Annotated in this window: 15 protein-coding genes and 2 pseudogenes; 9 read left to right on the top strand and 8 right to left on the bottom strand. The window is 40.1% G+C overall.

Annotated elements, in window-relative coordinates:
- The first annotated feature begins 53 nt into the window (after positions 1–53).
- Positions 54–446, top strand: a pseudogene (locus G8761_RS14070) (TVP38/TMEM64 family protein).
- Positions 447–549: 103 nt separating this feature from the next.
- Positions 550–1,104 (top strand): signal peptidase I, encoded by a 555-nt coding sequence (gene lepB / locus G8761_RS14065; RefSeq protein ID WP_166027717.1) that lies wholly within the window; start codon positions 550–552, stop codon positions 1,102–1,104.
- 289 nt (positions 1,105–1,393) lie between these two features.
- Here the strand turns inward: lepB and G8761_RS14060 are convergent.
- Positions 1,394–1,570: pseudogene (locus G8761_RS14060) on the bottom strand (IS5/IS1182 family transposase); the annotation flags it as partial.
- Positions 1,571–2,277: 707 nt separating this feature from the next.
- Here G8761_RS14060 and addB point away from each other — a divergent pair.
- Positions 2,278–5,745, top strand: a complete 3,468-nt coding sequence (gene addB, locus G8761_RS14055) for a helicase-exonuclease AddAB subunit AddB (RefSeq protein ID WP_166027715.1) — start codon at positions 2,278–2,280, stop codon at positions 5,743–5,745.
- The gene (gene addA, locus G8761_RS14050; protein WP_166027713.1) at positions 5,738–9,490 is read left to right on the top strand and encodes a helicase-exonuclease AddAB subunit AddA; all 3,753 of its coding nucleotides are present in this window, start codon (positions 5,738–5,740) and stop codon (positions 9,488–9,490) included. Before addB ends, addA begins: the two co-directional genes overlap by 8 nt.
- 314 nt (positions 9,491–9,804) lie before the next feature.
- On the opposite strand, the gene G8761_RS14045 is transcribed toward addA, so the two are convergent.
- From G8761_RS14045 to G8761_RS14020, 6 genes are read right to left on the bottom strand one after another with little or no spacing between them, the layout of a single operon-like run.
- Positions 9,805–10,023: a spore germination protein gene (locus tag G8761_RS14045; RefSeq protein ID WP_027322719.1), complete on the bottom strand. Its 219-nt coding sequence runs from the start codon at positions 10,021–10,023 to the stop codon at positions 9,805–9,807.
- Between the two features lie 17 nt (positions 10,024–10,040).
- Positions 10,041–10,421 carry a spore germination protein GerPE gene (locus G8761_RS14040; protein ID WP_027322720.1) on the bottom strand — a complete coding sequence of 127 codons (381 nt, stop codon included), beginning with the start codon at positions 10,419–10,421 and terminating at the stop codon, positions 10,041–10,043.
- Between the two features lie 4 nt (positions 10,422–10,425).
- Positions 10,426–10,605, bottom strand: a complete 180-nt coding sequence (locus tag G8761_RS14035) for a lipocalin/fatty acid-binding family protein (protein WP_027322721.1) — start codon at positions 10,603–10,605, stop codon at positions 10,426–10,428.
- Between the two features lie 7 nt (positions 10,606–10,612).
- Positions 10,613–11,218 carry a spore germination protein GerPC gene (gerPC, locus tag G8761_RS14030; RefSeq protein WP_166027711.1) on the bottom strand — a complete coding sequence of 202 codons (606 nt, stop codon included), beginning with the start codon at positions 11,216–11,218 and terminating at the stop codon, positions 10,613–10,615.
- Positions 11,219–11,239: 21 nt separating this feature from the next.
- Positions 11,240–11,479: a spore germination protein GerPB gene (locus tag G8761_RS14025; RefSeq protein WP_166027709.1), complete on the bottom strand. Its 240-nt coding sequence runs from the start codon at positions 11,477–11,479 to the stop codon at positions 11,240–11,242.
- A 24-nt stretch (positions 11,480–11,503) separates the two neighbouring features.
- Positions 11,504–11,725, bottom strand: a complete 222-nt coding sequence (locus G8761_RS14020) for a spore germination protein (RefSeq protein WP_027322724.1) — start codon at positions 11,723–11,725, stop codon at positions 11,504–11,506.
- A gap of 226 nt (positions 11,726–11,951) precedes the next feature.
- Between G8761_RS14020 and G8761_RS14015 the strand changes: the two genes are divergently transcribed.
- The 4 genes from G8761_RS14015 (at position 11,952) to G8761_RS14000 (ending at position 17,755) form a co-directional block, all read left to right on the top strand.
- Positions 11,952–13,079 (top strand): DUF418 domain-containing protein, encoded by a 1,128-nt coding sequence (locus tag G8761_RS14015; protein WP_166027707.1) that lies wholly within the window; start codon positions 11,952–11,954, stop codon positions 13,077–13,079.
- A gap of 176 nt (positions 13,080–13,255) precedes the next feature.
- Complete coding sequence (locus G8761_RS14010) at positions 13,256–14,152, top strand: fumarylacetoacetate hydrolase family protein (RefSeq protein WP_166027705.1); 897 nt, start codon at positions 13,256–13,258, stop codon at positions 14,150–14,152.
- Positions 14,153–14,253: 101 nt separating this feature from the next.
- Positions 14,254–14,616, top strand: a complete 363-nt coding sequence (locus G8761_RS14005) for a YisL family protein (RefSeq protein WP_166027703.1) — start codon at positions 14,254–14,256, stop codon at positions 14,614–14,616.
- A gap of 226 nt (positions 14,617–14,842) precedes the next feature.
- Positions 14,843–17,755 (top strand): bifunctional diguanylate cyclase/phosphodiesterase, encoded by a 2,913-nt coding sequence (locus G8761_RS14000; RefSeq protein WP_166027701.1) that lies wholly within the window; start codon positions 14,843–14,845, stop codon positions 17,753–17,755.
- A gap of 43 nt (positions 17,756–17,798) precedes the next feature.
- Here the strand turns inward: G8761_RS14000 and G8761_RS13995 are convergent, their stop codons facing one another.
- The gene (locus G8761_RS13995; RefSeq protein WP_166027699.1) at positions 17,799–18,362 is read right to left on the bottom strand and encodes a DUF2777 domain-containing protein; all 564 of its coding nucleotides are present in this window, start codon (positions 18,360–18,362) and stop codon (positions 17,799–17,801) included.
- A gap of 173 nt (positions 18,363–18,535) precedes the next feature.
- Here G8761_RS13995 and asnB point away from each other — a divergent pair, with 173 nt between their 5' ends.
- Complete coding sequence (gene asnB / locus G8761_RS13990) at positions 18,536–20,383, top strand: asparagine synthase (glutamine-hydrolyzing) (protein WP_166027697.1); 1,848 nt, start codon at positions 18,536–18,538, stop codon at positions 20,381–20,383.
- The last annotated feature ends 148 nt before the right edge of the window (positions 20,384–20,531 follow it).

Here is a 20,531-nt window from a genome sequence, read left to right as displayed (position 1 = left end):
TCATGCTGACATAGGCAGAAGCATTTCTGCCTTTCCTCCCATTATTCTTATTTGTGGTGGTTAATGCCATCGCCTTTGGGTTATGGGCTGGATTTTTCTATTCATGGATAGGTGCCTGCGCAGGAGCATTAATTATATTTCTGCTGGCAAGAAGGTTTGGACAAAAGAAAACGCTGTCCTTTCTTCAGAAGCAATCAAAAGTTGAAAAATAATTAATGGGTTGGCTGGATCATCATGGATTTGGTCCGATTTTTCTTCTTCTGTGCTTTCCGTTTACCCCTTCAGCTGTGGTAAACATTGTAGCCGGGCTTTCAAAGGTTAGTATAGCGAGGTATATGCTGGCTGTACTGGCAGGTAAGGTCGTTATGATTTTTTCAGTTAGTTTTATTGGGCATAATCTACATTCATTTTTTACTAAGCCTGAACGGACGGTTCTTGTTTTTTAGCTATTTTTATTCTTTGGTATGCAGGTAAAAAGGTGGAAGTACAATTGAATAAGACCAAAGTGAAGGGGACTGAAGGGAATTCTAAATAGGCGGAGGGCGGTACATGAAAGAGGTTTGGAAAAAAGAAGGCTTTGAATGGGTTAAGGCATTAGCTATTGGTGTGCTTGTTTTTGTTTTTATCAAATCTTTTTTCTTCTCCAATTATGTAGTAGAAGGCCGGTCCATGATGCCAACCCTTCAAGAAGGAAATAAACTGGTGGTCAATAAACTTGGTTTTGAAACAGGAGATTTACATAGGTTTGATGTGATAGTGTTCCATGCCAATCCAAAAGAAGACTTTGTTAAAAGAATTATTGGATTGCCGGGAGACAGAATTGAGTACAGAGATGATCATCTATATATAAATGGCCATAAGTATGCTGAACCTTTTTTGGATGTTTACCGAAAAAAAAATCCTGGGAGCCGACTGACAGGAAACTTTACTCTAAAAGAAATTACCGGAAGAGTTAAAGTTCCTAAAGGAAAGTTGTTTGTACTTGGCGACAATCGTCTAGGGAGCTGGGACAGCCGCCATTTTGGTTTTATTTCAGCCAGCAAGGTTGTGGGTAAAGTTAATTTGCGATACTGGCCTATAAATGAAGTAGCAACCTCCTTTTAATAGAACTCACTATTTGTGAGCTCTTCAGATTGTAGACAAAAGGTCTCGAGTGTACCCTTTCTCGAGACCTTTTGTCACTTTATTGATCTTAATGTAGGAAAAAAGGTTGATCTCCGCTCTAGGCGCTTGCTTTCCGGGGGGGCGTTCGCCGAGCCTCCTCGTCGCTAGCTCCTGCGGGGTCTCGCCTGTTACGCTGATCCCCCAGGAGTCAAGTGCCTTCCGCTCCAATCAACTCGTTGAATGAGGTATTGATGATTTTTGCTTTCTGTTCATTGTGATAGAAATGGACAGATTGCAAATAGAAAGTTCGTATTCCAGAAGTTTTATATGCTGCATAGGCTGTAACAGTTAGTGGCTTCTGTACTTTTGCATCATCTTCTCAATAAGTGGTTGTAAAATATGAAGATCATGTACATTTCCAGGCGTCACAATAGTACCTAAAAATGAATCCTTTTTCATCAGTCGCTGTGTCATCTTAAATAAAACCACTGATCAATAATTGTACGTACGTTTTGGAATATTTACTTTTCACCATTGGATAAATAAAAGAAAAATCATTAGCCTTCTCAAGCTTTCGTACTAAATGATCTACAGAACTAATGTATTAATGGTCTGCATTTCTAACTGTTTCCGTTCATTTCATCTTGTTTCTAGTCATCATTGTTCTACCACCTCAGAGAGTCTTACTTTGTATATTGTAAGAATTTAGTAAATTATGTAACTTGATAGGAGCGAAGGAAGCGGCTCGGCCCCGCCCGCGGAAAGCGTCGGACTGTTCAGCTTTATTATTGTAATAGAAAAAGGCTGTAGAACTCACTATTTGTAGGTTCTTTTGTTATTCTGTAATTAATAAGAAAAAGTGGGGAGGATTGTAAATGGGTGAAGCTCGAAATTTATTTTTTAGGGCAAAAGGTATATTTGGACAGGTTAGCCGAAACGTACATTCCGCTATTATTCAGGTTGCAGAAAAAGCCTGAAGTTATAGCCTAGAGGAAATAGAATCTGTATGTGAAATTTGCCCTCTGCTAAAGGCGAAATGTTCTTGTTTAACTATAGATACTTGCGCTATTCTTTCCTGAATCTGGAGGTCACTAATACAAACATTTGTGCCCCTTTTGTGGTAAAATAGATTAATAGAATTGATGATGATTTAACAGGAAGCGGGGAAAATATATGTCGCTAAGATTATTAATAGGGCGTTCCGGCAGCGGTAAAACGGCTTTATGCCTGAATGAGATAAAAGAAAGGCTTCTGGTAAATCCGGAGGGGACCCCTATTATTTATCTGGTTCCTGAACAGATGACCTTTTTATCTGAATATCGCCTCGCTACAGACAAAGATTTAGGCGGAATGATACGGGCACAGGTCTATAGCTTTTCGCGTCTTGCCTGGAGAATTCTTCAGGAAACAGGCGGCTTTAGCAGGTATCATCTGGACAGTGTGGGACTCAGTATGTTAATCCGAAAGATTATTGAGGACCAGAAGGAAAATTTAAAACTGTTCCAAAGAGCAGCTGATAAAAATGGCTTCATAGACCAGGTTGAACAAATGATAATTGAATTTAAAAGATATTGCGTCAAGCCGGAGGAATTAACCGGCATTGGGATGGGAAAATCACTTCAGGATAAATTGCATGACCTTGAAGTTATTTATAAACACTTTGAGGAAGCCACCTTTGGCAAATATATTGATTCCGAAGATTATTTTCGCCTTCTCTCGGAAAAAGCAGCGGCATCTGAATATTTAAAGGGTGCTGAAATTTATATTGACGGTTTTTACAGCTTTACTCCACAGGAGCTCAATGTAATTGCGGAACTGTTGAAAAATTGCAGCCGGATCACGGTGGCTGTTACGGCGGATGGAGAAGAAAGTCATCTTGCCGATGACCTTAACATGTTCCGAATGTCAGGAGAGACATATCGTTCTGTATATGAATTAGCTAAAGCCAACACAATTGAAATTGAGCCCAATGTTCATCTTAGAGGGCAAAAACGGTGGAACACAGATTCACTGAGGCATCTTGAGAAGCATTTTGAGTCCATGCCTGCAGTGCGATTTGAGGAAGTTAATTCTTCCGTCCATATTTGCCATGCTGCCAACAGAAGAGCTGAAGTGGAAGGGATTGCGAGGGAAATACGCCTGTTGATAAGAGAGCAGGACTACAGATATAAGGATATTGCCCTGCTAATCAGGAACGGCAAGGATTACCATGAAATCATTGAACCGGTTTTCAATGATTACTCGATCCCTTACTTTATTGATCAAAAAAGAACCATGCTTAATCATCCATTGATCGAGCTCATCCGTTCATCTATGGAGATAATTAATGGGAATTGGCGCTACGAGCCTGTTTTTCGCGCGGTAAAAACCGAGCTTCTATTTCCGCTTCAGGAAAATCCGAACAGGATTCGAAAGCAAATGGATCAGCTTGAAAACTATGTATTGGCTTATGGAATTAAAGGCGACAAATGGACTAAAAAAGAGCGCTGGATTTATAAGAGATTCCGTGGACTTGATTTAGAAACTAACATACAGACAGATGCAGAAAAACAATTCGAACAGCAGCTAAACGAGCTGCGCCTTTTGATAACAGCCCCCATTCTTCGGCTTTCAAGACGCCTAAAAAGGGCTGACAGCGGGAGAAGGTTTTGCGAGGCAGTCTACTTATTTCTAGAGGAACTCGATGTACCAGCTAAACTGGAAAAGTGGAAAGATGAAGCGGAAAGCAGCGGAAATCTTGTAAAATCCCGTGAGCATGACCAAGTGTGGAATGCGGTTATTAATCTATTGGATCAATATGTGGAAATACTGGGCGACAAACCTGTCTCATTAAAGCAGTTTGCGTCTATTATGGAGGCTGGTATTGACTCAATGGAATTTTCCCTTATACCGCCTGCCATTGACCAGGTCTTGATTGCTAATCTGGAAAAATCGAGACTTTCAGAAATTAAGGTTGCTTTTGTAATCGGTGCAAATGAAGGAGTTCTGCCTGCAAAGATTCAGGAAGGTGGGATTTTGGGTGATGAAGACCGGGAGAAGCTTGAACTATCTGGTGTGAAAATTGGCCCGGGGAGCCGTACTCGGCTGCTGGATGAAAGCTTTCTTGCGTATAAAGCATTTGTTACCCCATCTGATCTCCTTTATGTTACTTACCCAATGGCAAACACAGAAGGAAAAGCTCTTTTGCCATCATCCTATATAAATAGAATGCAAGAATTATTTCCTGGCTGTGGGGAACACTTTTTTGCACCGGATCCAACAGAACTTTCGGAAAAGGAACAGTTATCATTTGTATCGAGCACCCGTACGGCTATTTCCTATTTAACTGTTCAGCTTCAGCAGAAAAAACGTAATTATCCTATTTCTGATCTTTGGTGGGATGTTTACAATTTCTATATGAATAGCCGTTGGAAGGAAGGGGCACAAAAGGTTTTATCGAGTCTCTTTTATACCAACAGAACAGTACAGCTTTCTAAAGATTCCGCAGAAGAGCTTTACGGAGAAGATATTCATGCAAGTGTGTCAAGAATGGAACTGTTTAACAGCTGTCCATTTTCCCATTATGTACAGCATGGCTTGAAGCTTAGGGACAGGCAGGTTTATCGGCTTGAAGCTCCTGATATAGGTGAATTGTTCCATGCCGCTTTAAAACAAATCTCCGATATGGTGAATGAGCAAAATATCACTTGGGCTAGCCTGACAAGGGAACAATGTGAGAGGCTCGCCAAGCAGGCGGTCCAATCTCTGGCACCAAGACTTCAAAATGAGATTTTGTTGAGTTCTGAACGCAATCACTATATCAGAAGGAAACTGGAGCAAATCATTACCAGGGCTTCTTTTGTATTAAGCGAACATGCTAAAGCAAGCGGGTTTTCTCCAATCGGTCTGGAACTTGGTTTTGGTCCACAGGGCAAACTTCCTCCGCTTCAATTCTCTCTTCGAAATGGCCGGAAAATGGAGCTTATTGGGCGGATTGACCGTGTGGATAGAGCAGAAGATGATGGAAATGTGTTCTTGCGTGTTGTCGATTATAAGTCTAGTGAAAAAGACTTGAATTTAAATGAAGTTTATTATGGCTTGGCTTTGCAGATGCTGACATACTTGGATATTGTACTAGCTAATTCCAAGGATCTAGTTGGCATGGAAGCAACACCGGCTGGAGTTCTTTATTTCCATGTCCACAATCCAATGATCAATTCCGCGAAGATGCTGTCTGTTGATCAAATTGAACATGAAATTCTTAAGAAATTTAAAATGAACGGCCTAATGCTCGAAGATCAAACGGTTCTTCGGCTGATGGATAAAACAATTGATACCGGTGACTCGCAAATTATTGCTGCAGGTATCAAAAAGGATGGAACACTTAAAAAGTATTCAAAGGTAGCCAGCAGGCACGACTTTGATGATTTAAGACATTATGTAAGAGAAGTGTATAAAAAAACAGGAAATGAAATTATTGACGGGATAGTAGATATTGCCCCGTATAAAATGAAGGATAAAAAACCATGCAGTTTTTGTTCCTTTAAATCAGTTTGCCAATTTGATGAATCAATCACTGACAACCACTTCCGTATACTGCCTGCAAAGTCGAATGACGAAGTGCTTGAGTTAATAAGAAAGGAGGCAGATACGAATGGCTGACCTTCAGATTCCTATAAAACCCAATAATGTAACATGGACAGACGATCAATGGAAGGCAATAATGGCCAAAAACCGGGATATCCTGGTAGCAGCTGCAGCAGGATCTGGAAAAACAGCTGTCCTTGTAGAAAGAATCATTCAAAAGGTTCTGTCGGCAGATGACCCGGTCAATGTGGATGAACTGCTGGTTGTAACCTTTACAAATGCTTCTGCGGCAGAGATGCGCCACAGAATTGGAGAGGCACTGGAAAAGGCAATACAAAGTGACCCTCAATCAAGGCATCTTAGAATGCAGCTAAGTCTATTAAATAAAGCGTCTATTTCTACCCTCCATTCTTTTTGTCTGGAAGTCATCCGCAGATATTATTATTTGATCGACATAGATCCCGGATTCAGGATAGCTGATGAAACGGAGGCACAGCTTTTAAGAGATGAGGTTATGGATGAACTTTTCGAAGAGGAGTATGGAAAAAAGGACAATGATGCTTTCTTTAGGCTTGTAGATGCTTTTACAAGTGACCGCAGTGACGCTTCTCTTATGGAAATTGTCCGTTTTATATATGACTTTTCAATGTCCAATCCTCTTCCAGAAAAGTATTTGCAATCCATTGTTGAAATGTATGAGACAAGTCCGGAAGAGGGAGTAGAGGATCTGCCTTTTGTTTCTGCCTTACTTTATGATATAGAACTGCAGCTTATCAATGCCAGCGAGTTAATTGAAAAGGCTTTGGAAATGTCTAAACTTCCTGGCGGACCGGCTCCGCGTGCCCTGAATTATATGGATGATTTACAGCTGATCAATACTCTTTCTGCAGCTAAAAAGGATTCCTGGCAAACGCTGTACAATGCAATGCAGACGATTTCCTTTTCAACTGCCAAGCAATGCCGCGGCGACGATTTTAATAAGGAATTAGTTGAAGAGGCAGGAAAACTTCGGGATAAAGCCAAAAAAATTATAAATGGATTGAAGGATGAACTTTTTACCCGGAGGCCGGAAAGCTTCCTTCGCGATATGACTGAAATGCTCCCTCTTATCGAAACACTTGTCTCTCTCGTAAAGTCTTTTGCCTCACGTTTTAGTGAAGCGAAAAGGGAAAGAGGCCTTGTGGATTTCGCTGATTTGGAACACTATTGTCTTGCCATTTTAGCCGAAAATGTAACTGATAGCGGAGAGTTTCTTCCTTCGGAAGCAGCTGTCTCCTATCGGAACCATTTTAAAGAAGTCTTGGTTGATGAATATCAGGATACGAATATGGTGCAGGAAACAGTTCTCAAACTAGTGGCCAAAGGACAGGATGAACCAGGCAACCGGTTTATGGTTGGTGATGTAAAACAATCCATTTACCGCTTTAGGCTTGCTGAACCTAACTTGTTTCTCGGAAAATACAACAAGTTTGATTCTTATGGAAATACGTCCGGATTAAGAATTGACTTATCCCGGAATTTCCGAAGCAGAAAAGAAGTTTTGGATGGAACAAACTATATTTTCAAACAAATAATGGGCGTAAACGTTGGAGAAATAGAATATGATGAATCAGCAGAATTAAAGCTGGGTGCTCCGTATCCTGAAGAAAATATTCCTGTTGAATTGATGCTGATCGAGCGGAATGATGCAGGGGAAGACTTGGCTTCACAGGGGGAGGACTCTGCCTATGAATCTGAGTTTGACCGAGGAGAACTTGAACAATCCCAGCTGGAAGCAAAAGCAATGGCTCAAAAAATAAAAGAGCTGATTGAAAATAAAACACCTGTATTCAATGCAAAAACAAAAACTAACCGTCCCTTAAAGTATAAAGATGTTGTTATCCTCCTAAGATCAATGACATGGGCCCCTCAAATCATGGAGGAATTTAAGCAACAGGGTATTCCAATATATGCGAACTTATCTACCGGATACTTTGAAGCGACTGAAATTGCCATCATGATGTCCTTGTTAAGAGTTATTGATAACCCGTACCAGGATATTCCTCTTGCCTCAGTTTTAAGGTCCCCCATTGTAGGGCTTAACGAGGAAGAATTGGCTCAGCTCCGGATTTACAATAAAAGAGGGAGCTATTGGGAAGCTGTTGAAGCTTATACGAGAAGCAGTTCACCTGATATAAATTCTGATCTTCAGGACAGGTTAGCCCTATTTTCTCAAATGCTTGGGAATTGGAGAGCAATGGCAAGACAAGGTTCACTCTCCGAGTTAGTTTGGCAGTTATATAGAGATACACAGTTTTATGATTTCGCTGGTGGTCTGCCAGGAGGGAAACAGCGGCAGGCGAACCTTCGTGCATTATATGACAGGGCACGCCAATATGAAGAAACATCCTTCAGAGGCTTATTCCGCTTTTTAAGATTCATAGAAAGAATGATGGAGCGCGGTGATGATCTTGGTGCTGCCAGAGCATTGGGTGAACAGGAAGATGTTGTCCGGCTAATGACCATTCATAGCAGCAAAGGCCTGGAGTTTCCGGTTGTCTTTATAGCCGGTTTATCCCGTCAATTTAATCAAATGGATATTCGAAAGTCATATTTAATAGATAAAGATTTTGGGTTTGCTGCGAAGTATGTTGACCCTATCAAACGAATTTCCTATCCATCGCTTCCTCAGATAGCTTTTAAAAGGAAAAAGAGAATGGAAATGCTGGCAGAGGAAATGCGTGTTCTTTATGTTGCCCTGACACGTGCAAAAGAGAGGTTATATATGATTGCCTCTATAAAGGATACAGAAAAGAAGCTGGAACAATGGAAGACAGTGAGCTCTCATCCTGATTGGCTATTAAAGGATTATGAAAGGGCATCTGCAAACAGTTATCTTGATTGGGTAGGACCAACACTCTTCCGTCATCAGGACTGTGTGGAAGATTTGACTAATTTAATTCCGGAGGAAATCTCGGCTCATCCATCTCTTTGGAAAATCAACAGGTTAAATGCTGAAGAGTTAGTTTCAAGAGAAGATCTTGAAGAAGAGGAACAGGATACATTTCTTGAGTTGGTGGAGCAAGGAAAAGTTGTACCGATAGAATCAACGGAAGCGCAGCAGGTTTTTAACATGCTATCCTGGGAGTATAGCTTTCAGGACGCTGCTACACACCGTTCGAAGCAATCAGTTTCAGAAATGAAACGGCATCGGGAAATTGCAGACGAAAACAGTGGAACTGATTTACTAAGGAAGTTTAAAAAGACTAACTTAAATAGGCCGAGGTTTATGCAGGAGAAGACTATTACTCCGGCTGAGCGGGGAACGGCACTCCATATGGTCATGCAGCATGTGGACTTCAGCAAGCCTGTTACGGTTCCCGTCCTTCAGGAACTGCTCTCCTCTATGGTTAAGGATGAACTTCTTACAGATGAACAGCTGCAGGTAATCGAACCGGAATTAATCGTTCAATTTTTTAATTCTGAGCTTGGCCACCGCCTGCATAAGGCAAAATATATTAAACGGGAAATTCCATTTACTATGTCCTTGCCGGCCAAAGAAGTATACATGGACTGGAAAGAAGAAAATGAGTCTATTTTTGTACAAGGTGTTATAGATTGTGTATTCGAGGATGAACTGGGACTTGTACTACTGGATTATAAATCTGATACGATACATGGGCGCTACAAGGGAGGATTTGAACAGGCAAGGCCTCTCATTGAAAATCGTTATAAAATGCAAATAGATTTATATACAAAAGCGCTTGAACAAATCTGGAAAAGAAAAGTGGACGAAAGATATCTATTCCTATTTGACGGTGCACATATCATGAATATTTAAAAGTTAAAAAGCGGAGACTCCTGTTCAGGCGTCTCCGCTTTATTATGCTTATCAGAATGTATTGTATAAATTTCTCAACGCGCGACTGACAGGACAAGGAAAGTTCCATCAGCTTTACCCCGTACGGAGAAAATGCAAAGCTTTTCCGAGAATGTCTTAGGCCGGTGAGAGGCAAAGGACAAGGAAAGTGTCATCAACTTTGCGCCGCACGAAGAAAAAGCAAAGCTTTTTCGAGGAAGAACCGTTTGTTTTGAGAATGATAAGCGCAAATACGGCTCTGCCCTTGCCTAATGGCTCGGCTAGCGCCGGGTTTTCTAATTATTCCCGGCAATAGGCTGGTCAATCAAGTTTGTATCGAGAACACCGGTTGAGCTTAAGCCGTTATTTGCAATGATAAACGCGCCGGTATTTAACGAACCTGAACCGGCAAACGTTTTTCCGGTACTTTTTGGGGAAATAAAAGCAGCATCGCCAAATTGAACAACTCCCCCGCTAACAGTAACGATTTGCACTGGACCAATTATAGCAGGCATCAGAATCCCCCTTTTCTTTAAGTTTGTGTGTTTTCTCTTTCCCTAAGCTGACGGATATGTTTAATTCTTGACTCAAGATGTATATGGCACGTGCTTCCAATATGAATTACCGATGCTGCTGCATTACCGATAACCCGAATGCAGGAAACATTGATGACAGGATTGATATTTTGGCGGTTAATCCTTACATTTTCTATTAATGGGGGAATGCGAATCGGTTCTTTAAACACAGGATAGTTATAGTTACCCTCCGACCCATAAAAAAATTCTTCCTCCCTTTGAACGGCAAGAGCTCTGGAAAAACTATTAACAAAGGTTGAATCCCCAATCTCTATAACGGAAGAAAAGGAATTAATATTAACCCGAAGATGCTGGACGGAAGATAATCGGCTCAGCATTGCTTTATCCCTGAGGAGTAATAGGAACAAAAGGACCTATGATTAACGATTCAGCAGGGGTATCAAAAGTGGAAGACAATTGGATGGTTTCCGTATCCCCTACCAGGATCATGGAGGAGCTTGCAACCCCGGTAACCTTAATGGTTCCTACACACAACTCTCTATTATAAACATGGTATTCCATTTTTATATCATCCCTTTCTTGTATCAGGAAGATTGCGGACGAAGGCAGTAATCCCTTTTTCGATGTCAATTTTTAGCTGCTGGATAATTTTATCTTTATTTTCAACCTCATATTCGGGCTGGCGTTTTTGCATCGGGATTTGATTTAAATAATGTTCAATACGGCCTGGGAGCTGTTTTTTTATATCCTCCTTGATAAAACTATAATAGGAGGAATCAACTGTCTTGGAAAATTCCTTTTCGCAGGCAGAAATAATATTTTCAGAATCAGAATCAACATAGTTTAATATTTCATCCTCAACATCAATTGTCTGTCTCATTTGTTCTGCAGGTGAGAAAGGGGTTGATAGGGTTTGATTTCCTACTGCAAAATCTTCAATTCCCTGCATATCGGATGGATTCAGCCCTATGTTTAAGGTACCCTCCAGTGTTTCGACCTTCAGCTGGTCGAATTTATACTCAATCCGACCAACACTGATTGGCGGTTTGGCCTTTAATTCCTGTATTTCCTTCTGCATTTCATTTAAGCTGTATTCCAGTTGGCGGATACGCTGTTCCTGTGATTCAACAAAGAGGTGAAGCTTACGAATATATTCATAAAAATCCTGATACATTCCATTCACCTCCGTATCAAACTAGGTATTTTCTCGTGATCCTGCATGCAAGGGAACAGATGGAGCCAGGATTAGCTGACCTTGACCTATCGCTTGCTGCTTGGCAGGCTGGGGGGCGGGCCCTGTGAAGCCGCCTGTATTGAATAAGTTGGAAGCGGGTTTAATGATACCTGCACTTCCAATTTGGAAGACACTCGAATTCGTTATCCCACCGATTTTGATAAAATTTATATGAATCGACTGTTGAATATAATAATTCAAAGGTATCACCTGCGCTTTTTAGTCTTATACGTTCAGCACAATCCCTGCATCCATACCGTCCTGGTCCGATGTATTGGTTGAACTCAGTTCGTTTCTTATCCTTAAGGAATCCCCAGTATTAAACGAGCCAGCCCCAGAGAAAGTCTTTGCATTGGAAAGAGGCATAATTTTGTAAACATCCCCAATATTAAATACGGCGCTGCTTCCGATTGAGATAACTTGTGCAACTCCCACAATTGCTGGCATAAAGTACACCCTTTTTTCAAATTTAAATCAATACCCAAACACAGAAATTTCCTCCAAAAAGTAGGCAAATGCCCTTTTCTTAAATATGCTATGTGATATTTTCTAGAAGGTGATTCAAATGCCTATAAGTACGCCTGAATGTTCCAGTTATTAAGAATTTCTTCCTGAGTTTTTTAAGTTGTAATTCATATTAAGCTATAATGTATAAAGGAAGGGAGGACATATAATGCCGAAAAATAGGATACTTTATTTGGATGTTTTGCGGGGATTTTCTCTTCTGGGTATACTTTTGGTTAATATGCTTTCCTTTCATTCTCCATATTTATATATAGATCCCTATAAATATTGGTCCCGGCCGGCCGACCGTTTCCAGTATGCTGTAATCGATATATTTTTTCAGGCAAGCTTTTATCCTTTATTTTCATTCCTATTTGGATATAGCTTAGCCACAATGAGGGAAAAAACGGTTGATCTTGGAAAAAGCTTTGCAGGGATTGCTGTCCGCAGGCTTCTTTTTCTAATGGTGCTAGGAGCACTGCATGTGATGCTGATTTGGCATGGGGATATCCTTTTAATTTACTCGATTGTTGGTTTTCTTTCACTTTCAGTTCTTACACTGCCAAAAAATGCCCTGTTTACAGCAGGTGTATTCCTTTATCTTATTCCTAATGCTTTCTTGTCAATTTTTGGCCTGTTTATACATACTTCAGGTATAAGTTCCAATTCCAGGCAAGCGTCCTATTCCCTTAGCAACTATTCTAGAGGGGATTTCCTGGATATTTTCTGGCAGAGATTTCACGACTGGGGAGCTGCCAACAGCGGACTTTCTCTCCTTTTAATTTTTACATCCATTTTTCCATTTTTCCTGATCGGTGCATCCATTGCAAAGGGAAGAAAACTGCCAAACAAAAAACATTTGCCTCGGTTATTTTGGGCTTTCTTTATCCCTGGCCTTGTCATTAAATGCCTTCCTTATATTACGAAGAGGGGTTTTGAGGCATTATTTGTTCAAGATGTTTTTGGAGGACCGCTTCTTTCTGTTTCCTATGCTATTGCTATATTTATGTTACTGAAAAACAAAAATACGAAAAAAATATTTTCCATTTTTTCTCACGCAGGCCGTATGTCACTGACTAACTATCTAATGCAGTCCATTTTAGGTACTTTCCTCTTTTACAGCTATGGTCTGGGCCTTTACGGTAAAGTATCTATATGGGTAGGAACTATACAGGCTGCAGCCATTTTTCTTTTTCAGATACTTTTCAGCCGATACTTGTTAAAAAAGTTTGATGCAGGTCCTGTTGAATTCGTTTGGAGAAAGTTTACTTATTCGAAAAATCGTTATATTAAATAATGTTTTATAAGGAATCTCCGATTTCTTCAAAGAAGTTCCAGCCTTATTGACATAAGTTTTTGAAAAGTAATACTGTTTCTTTTTCAACATTCTATATAAATTGATAAAATAAAAGGCAGCAGCCATGTATAAGGTTGCTGCCTTTATATGACATTCTAATCAATGGAGGGAAAAGGATGAAATTTGTTACAGCTGAGATAAAAGGAATTACAACAGTCGGGGTTCTGGACTCAACCGGTGAAAATGTTTTACCTTTAAATGCCGCAGAACAATGCAGATCAGGGGAGAAAATATTTCCTGATACATTGCTGGAGTGTATTCAGATGGGAGATTCCTTTTTGGAAAAAGTAAATAGTCTCATTGATTGGGAGGATGTTAATTCTTTCTATATTCCAATGAGTGATGTCAGGCTTCTTGCACCTATTCCACGGCCAGCTAAGAATATTTTCTGTGTTGGAAAAAACTATGCTGACCATGCAATTGAATTGGGCAGCGCTGCGGATATACCTGAACATGTGATGGTTTTTACAAAGGCACCTACTACGGTTACTGGACCAGATACAGAGGTACAAAATCACAGCGGAATTACCAATCAGCTTGATTATGAAGGTGAACTTGCTGTTGTCATTGGAAAAGAGGGCCAGGGGATTAGCCGGGAAAATGCATTGGAGTATGTCTTCGGCTATACCATTATTAATGATATTACTGCACGTGATCTGCAGGAAAGACACAAGCAATACTTTATAGGGAAAAGCCTTGATACAAGCTGTCCAATGGGCCCATGGCTGGTACATAAAAATGAACTTGAGAATCCTGGAAACCTTAAAATTCAGACCCGGGTTAATGGAGAAATCAGACAGGAATCAAGCACCAATAAATTTATTTTTCCTATTGAAGAGATTATTTCTGTCCTTTCCAAGGGAATGACGCTTGAGCCCGGTGATATTATAGCTACTGGGACACCGGCCGGAGTAGGAAAAGGCTTTAAACCGCCAAAATACCTTTCTGGTGGAGATGTAATCGAAATTACTGTGGAAGGTGTAGGGATTTTAAGAAATACAATCTCGAAATAATCCTAAAAGCCGCTCTTTAAGCCGCCTTAAATTTCGTTTTTTGAGATATGCTGTGATATGATAGGAACATCAAAAAAAGAATTGGCATAGGAGGAAAGTGGATGACACACGTCCATATTACGACTTGGGCTTTAGGAATAATTTTATTCTTCGTTGCTTTGTCGCTTCATAAAAGCGGCAAGCGAAAAGGCTCCAGAATCGTTCAAATGATTTTAAGGGTTTTCTATTTACTTATAATTGGTACAGGCATAGAGCTGATAATGAGGTACCATATACCTGTTACCATGCTTTATATTCTCAAAATGGCTGTAGGTCTATGGATCATTGTGATTATGGAATTCATCCTAATGAGGACAACCAAAGACCGCAGGACTTCCGTACTCTGGATTCAGTTTGTAATTGCTATTCTGCTCGTTTTATATCTTGGTTTAAAATTGCCGCTTGGATTCCATCCGTTTGCATAAGTAAAGAGGGCCGTTTTCTTATTGGTCATCTCTTCCTGGTGGTTCGCTCTAGATATAATATAACAGTAAAAAACCTGCAATCTCATGCAAGACCCAAAAGCAAAAATATTGTCTAAAAGCTGCCAGAAATGGCGGCTTTTTGTATTTATTGCATATCCTTGCTGAAATAAATATGTTATTTTTATAGTAAGAATAGTTTCGTAATTTGAAGGTGAATGGTGATATTTTGATCAAAACTCTTAACTATACATATGAAAATCATCAGAAACTTCAGCTCTTTATCCACCGTAATCAGCTGGATACATTTCCTGCTTTACTGGTTCAAATATTTTCAGGAGAGCAGGAAAATAAATTAAAAACAATCCAGCAGCAGCTAAAACTTTTAGTACCTGAGGCCACAATTATAGGATGTACGACAGCTGGTGAAATAATTGGGAGCAGCCTTCAGGAAAAGTCCATCGTTATTTCCTTTACAGGGTTTGATAAAACCTCCATTGATTCCTGTATTGTAGAGCAAAGAGATTTTCCTGATTGCTTTATGATGGGGAAAAGAGTCTCGGAAATGCTAATAGACCCTCAAACCAAAGCAATGATTATCATGATAGGAAGTGTGGACATAGATACACAGCAGTTCCTGGATGGGATTTTTTCATCAAAGCCAGACATTTTGATAACTGGAGGCATTGCTGGAAACAATGGGAGCCTGGAGGGAACTTATGTTTTTAATGGTGATACTTCTGTTTCACAGGGGGCTGTTGCAATTGCCTTAAAAAGCGATAGTTTGATAGCAGAAGCGGGAGCAGATTTTAAATGGCGGGAAATAGGAAGAAAGCTGACTGTAACTAAAGCTGAAGGCCGCGTAATATATACGATTGAAAACAAGAAGCCAATCCAAATATTAAAGCATTACCTTGGAGCAGACTTTGTAAGAAGTCTCCCTCGTTCAGGTGCAGAATTTCCTTTTATTTCAGAGAAAAAGGGAGAAAAGTTCCCTCTGTACATCACCAAATTATATGATAGCGGAGCAGTGGAAATGAATAGGCCTCTTTTAACAGGTGACCTCCTGACCATTGCATATCCTGATATTGCATTAGTTATTGAAGAATCGCTGGTTAACATGAAACGCCTATCAAAAAAACCGATCGAAACATTATTTGTTTTTCACAGTACTGCACGTAAATATTTTCTGAATGACTATGTTAAGGCTGAATTGAGAATGCTTCAGCAGATTGCTCCGGTTGCGGGATTTTGCTCGTACGGGGAAATTAGCTCTCAAAAAAAGAAAACTGCTCAGCTGACGGGATATTCCTTTTCATACCTTGCGCTTAGTGAATCTGCAGAGCTGCCTCAAAAAGAAAACAGTCTTTTTGAATACCAGCCTCCTCAGCATTTGAATTCAATTATGATCCTTACTCATTTAATGCAGGCAGCTGAGAATGATACTCGAAAACTTAATGAGCATTTGTCGGTATCAAGCCAATATTATCGTTCTCTATTTAATAACAATGCGGACTTTGTATATTCAACAGATTTGAAGGGCAATTTTACTAGCGTGAACAGATCTTTTGAAAAGACGTTTGGTTATATGGAAAATGAGGTGGTCGGAAAATCTGCTTTGAAGTTTATTAAAAAAGAGGATGCTGCCAGGGCAGCTGCCCACTTTTTAAAAGCCCTCCAAGGGAAAGAACAATTTTACAATTTGAGAATTCCAGATGTAAATGGCGATGTTCAGCTTTTCCAAATGAAAAATATCCCAATTAAAGTAGATGGGGCTGCGATTGGAATTTATGGCATAGGAAGGAATATATCTGACATCGTTAAAAGTGAAGAAAAAATTGCCAAGCTTGCCTATGTCGATCCTCAGACTGGATTGCCCAACAGGCAAAAAATCACCGAGCAGCTCGGAGATTTAATTAAAAGAGCAAGCAAGAAAAAACGGAAGCTTGCTGTTTTGTTTATAGATATAGACAGGTTCAAAATTATTAATGACAGTCTTGGCCATTATGCAGGAGATTTGATTTTAAAAGATTTAGCGGAGAGAGTGCAGGAGGAATTTCCAGCCGGGGCTTATTTGGGAAGATTTAGCGGGGATAAGTTTACTCTGATTTTAACGAAGAATGTTAATAGCGATGAGGTTATGAATACTGCTAAAAAGATTACCAGATGTATATCAGAACCCATTCACTTTGATCAAAAAGAATTTTTTGTAACAGCAAGTATAGGTGCGAGCCTGTTTCCCGAAGACGGATCAGATGAGAAGGAATTACTCAAAAATGCTGATATCGCTATTAATATCTCTAAAAAATCTGGCGGAAACCGGATTACCTTCTTCTCCACAGAGATGAATGAGCAAGCTTTAAAGCGACTTGAACTGGAAAGCTATTTAAGGAAAGCGCTTCAAAAGGAAGAGTTTTACTTATGCTATCAGCCTCTGATTGATCTGGCATCAGGAAAGGTTTATGGAAGCGAAGCGCTTCTGCGCTGGAACCATCCGAAATTGGGGCTTGTATCACCTGGAGAATTTATTCCTCTTGCAGAAGAAACAGGATTGATAGATGATATAGGGAACTGGGTATTAAGGACTGCTTGTATACAAAATAAAAAGTGGCAGGAATTAGGCATCGAGAAGCTAACCATTTCCATTAATGTTTCTGCCTATCAATTTCAAAAAGACAGTTTTTTAATGGATGTTAAACTGGCATTAGAGGAAGCTGGCCTTGAACCAAAGTATCTAAATTTGGAATTGACCGAAAGTGCGACGCTGCAAAATATTGATTACAGCATTTTAACAATGAAAGCCCTCCAGGATTTAGGCGTAAAGGTATCTATTGATGATTTTGGAACCGGCTATTCGTCATTAAGCTATTTACGAAATCTTCCGATTAATACACTTAAAATTGACCGATCCTTTATTAACAATCTAATGATGGATACTTCCGACATTGCTATTGTTAAAGCCATTATTACAATGGGACAGGGACTATCGGTTAAAGTGGTTGCAGAAGGGGTAGAAACGAAGGAACAAATTGATTTGCTAAAAGAATTAGATTGCCACTTTGCCCAGGGATTTTATCTATATAAACCCTTAATGGCCAGTGACTTTGAAAAATATTTTTCACCTAAAGAAATTCATATGTAAAAAGGGATTCAGACAAAATCTGAGTCCCTTTTTTTACTTCAAACTAAGAAATCAATTTTTCTATCACGAGTCTTTTCCCGGTATTAACTGTAAATTCAAAGCGGTCGTTCACTTTTTCAAAATAACAGAAATGATGCTGGACATTACAAATTTGCTCCTGGTTGTCAAAGACCATGAAATTTACGCCGGCCTTCCTGTCTTCCTCCGCCAGGAACGATAAATGGTTATAACAATACAAACAGTCATATATCGAAAAATCCATGGAATTAAGTGTGGTAACAAACTGAATAAAGGCTTCGTCATTCAGCTCTTCCAGCAGCCGGTCAAGTGAGTAAATCAGATGTTTTCTGATCCTGACCATATCCTGATCACGTAAAACAATGGATTCATCCTGAAGGCAGACTTTTCCCGCCTCTATTAAAATCCCTCTATTCCAGCGATTATAGCGGAAAATCTCAATCTCTTGATGAAGGGATTCGTCGAGGAGAGCTGCTTCCTCGGTTTCTTTGTCAAAAAAAATCCATTGGTCATTAATTAATTCTACTGTACCTTCATTGTATGCCCTTGATTGGAATTCAAAAAGTTTATTTCGCTGCTGTCGATTCATCACTTATCCTCCGTGAGTGTTGCTTACACTTACCTTTGTAGACATCTTATAATAAAAATATAACTTTTTTAACTAAGTATATTGGACAATTAACCAGAATTCACCGCCGGCATAGTATAGGAACACGTCTTTTAATCATATTTTTGGGCGCCCGATGTGGAGGAGGTATTGCTATGTGCGGAATTACAGGTTGGATTAATTATAAAAAACAGATGAAGAAGGAACGGGATATTCTAGAAAAAATGACAGAAACCCTTGAAAAAAGAGGTCCGGATGATACAAATATATGGACAGAGGGATTCGTCGGCCTTGGGCACAAAAGGCTAATTGTAGTAGATCCTGAAGGCGGACGCCAGCCAATGCAGAAAGCTGGAAAGGGAGCCACCTATACCATTTGTTATAATGGTGAATTATATAATACCGAAGATATTCGGAAAGAACTCCTATCAAAAGGATATTCGTTCAGGGGCCATTCTGATACTGAAGTACTGTTAACAGCCTATATAGAATGGGCTGAGGAATGTGTAACACACTTTAATGGGATCTATGCATTTGCTGTCTGGGATGAAAAAAAGGACCATCTATTCATAGCACGTGATCGGCTGGGAGTTAAACCATTATTTTTCTCGGAGGTTTCTGGAGGACTCATTTTTGGATCGGAATTGAAAGCTGTTCTTGCCCATCCTGAAATAAGGCCTGCATTAAACCGAGAAGGTATTGCTGATGTATTAGGTCTTGGACCTTCGAGGCCGCCTGGTTCAGGTGTATTTCAGGGAGTCCGTGAGCTTAAGCCTGGCCACGCCCTAACTTTTTCAAGAAACGGATTGAAGATATGGCGTTACTGGAATGTTGAGAGCAGGAAGCATACAGACAGCCTGGAGGATACGATAGAAAATGTCAGATACCTTGTGACCGACGCTGTGAAAAGACAGCTTGTTTCGGATGTTCCTCTGTGTACCTTCCTTTCAGGCGGAGTCGATTCAAGCATAATAACAGCAATTGCGGCAAGGGATTTTCAAAAAGAGGGAAAAGGGCCGCTCAATACTTATTCGATTGACTACGAAGGAAACCAGCACTTTTTTAAAAAGAATGACTTTCAGCCTGATGCTGATTCCTATTGGATTAACTTAATGTCAGATGAATTCGAAACCAAGCATCATACCTGTATTATCAGTCAGGAAGAACTTGCGGAGAATTTGAAAGAAGCAGTAATTGTAAGAGATTTACCGGGAATGGCTGATGTAGACTCCTCTCTTCTCTGGTTTTGCCGAAAAATAAAAGAGAACTTTACTGTAAGTCTTTCAGGAGAATGTGCAGATGAGATATTTGGCGGCTATCCATGGTTCCACAGGCAGGATGATTTGACACGTGAAGGCTTCCCATGGATGCGGTCTGTAGCAGAGCGGCAAGAATTGCTCAAGCCACATTGGGGAAATAAACTGAAATTAAATGACTATGTCATCGATAACTATAATCTTTATGTTGCGGAAACTCCTGTAATGGAAGGGGAAACCAGGGAGGAAGTAAGGAGAAGGGAAATATTTTATCTAAATATGAATTGGTTTATGACTACCCTTTTAGATCGAAAGGACAGAATGAGCATGGGTGCAGGACTTGAAGTGCGTGTGCCGTTTGCAGACCACAGGCTTGTAGAGTATGCCTGGAATATTCCATGGGAAATGAAAATGCATGGGGCAAGGGAAAAAGGCATCCTTCGCAAGGCTTTTGAAGGACTGTTGCCAGAGGAAGTATTATATCGGAAAAAAAGCCCTTATCCAAAGACGCATAATCCTCATTACACAAAACTAGTGCAGGATTTGCTCAGTAATGCACTTAAAAATAAATCTTCCGTGCTCCATGAGTTATTTGATTATAAGAAATTAACGGAGATTGCTGAATCTGGCGGGGCGTCTTTCACTCAGCCATGGTTTGGCCAATTGATGACAGGCCCTCAGCTTCTTGCACACCTATACCAAATTCATGTTTGGTTTGAGGAATATGGAATTAACTTAGCTGAGTAAGAATCTAAAAAGCTCCCCTCGCAGTGAACTATACCCCATATTTCGGACAGTGATAAAAAAGAGCCTATACTGCTAATAGGTGGCCCCGGTATTGCACCGGGGTCATTTTATTTAATCCCCATTGATAACGATGATTGTTATATTCATA

Origin of the sequence: Neobacillus terrae, assembly GCF_011393025.1 — a bacterium.
Taxonomy (GTDB): domain Bacteria; phylum Bacillota; class Bacilli; order Bacillales; family Cytobacillaceae; genus Neobacillus_A; species Neobacillus_A terrae.
The sequence above is the reverse complement of the archived record's forward strand: the minus strand, read 5'-3'. Positions and strand labels throughout refer to the sequence as shown.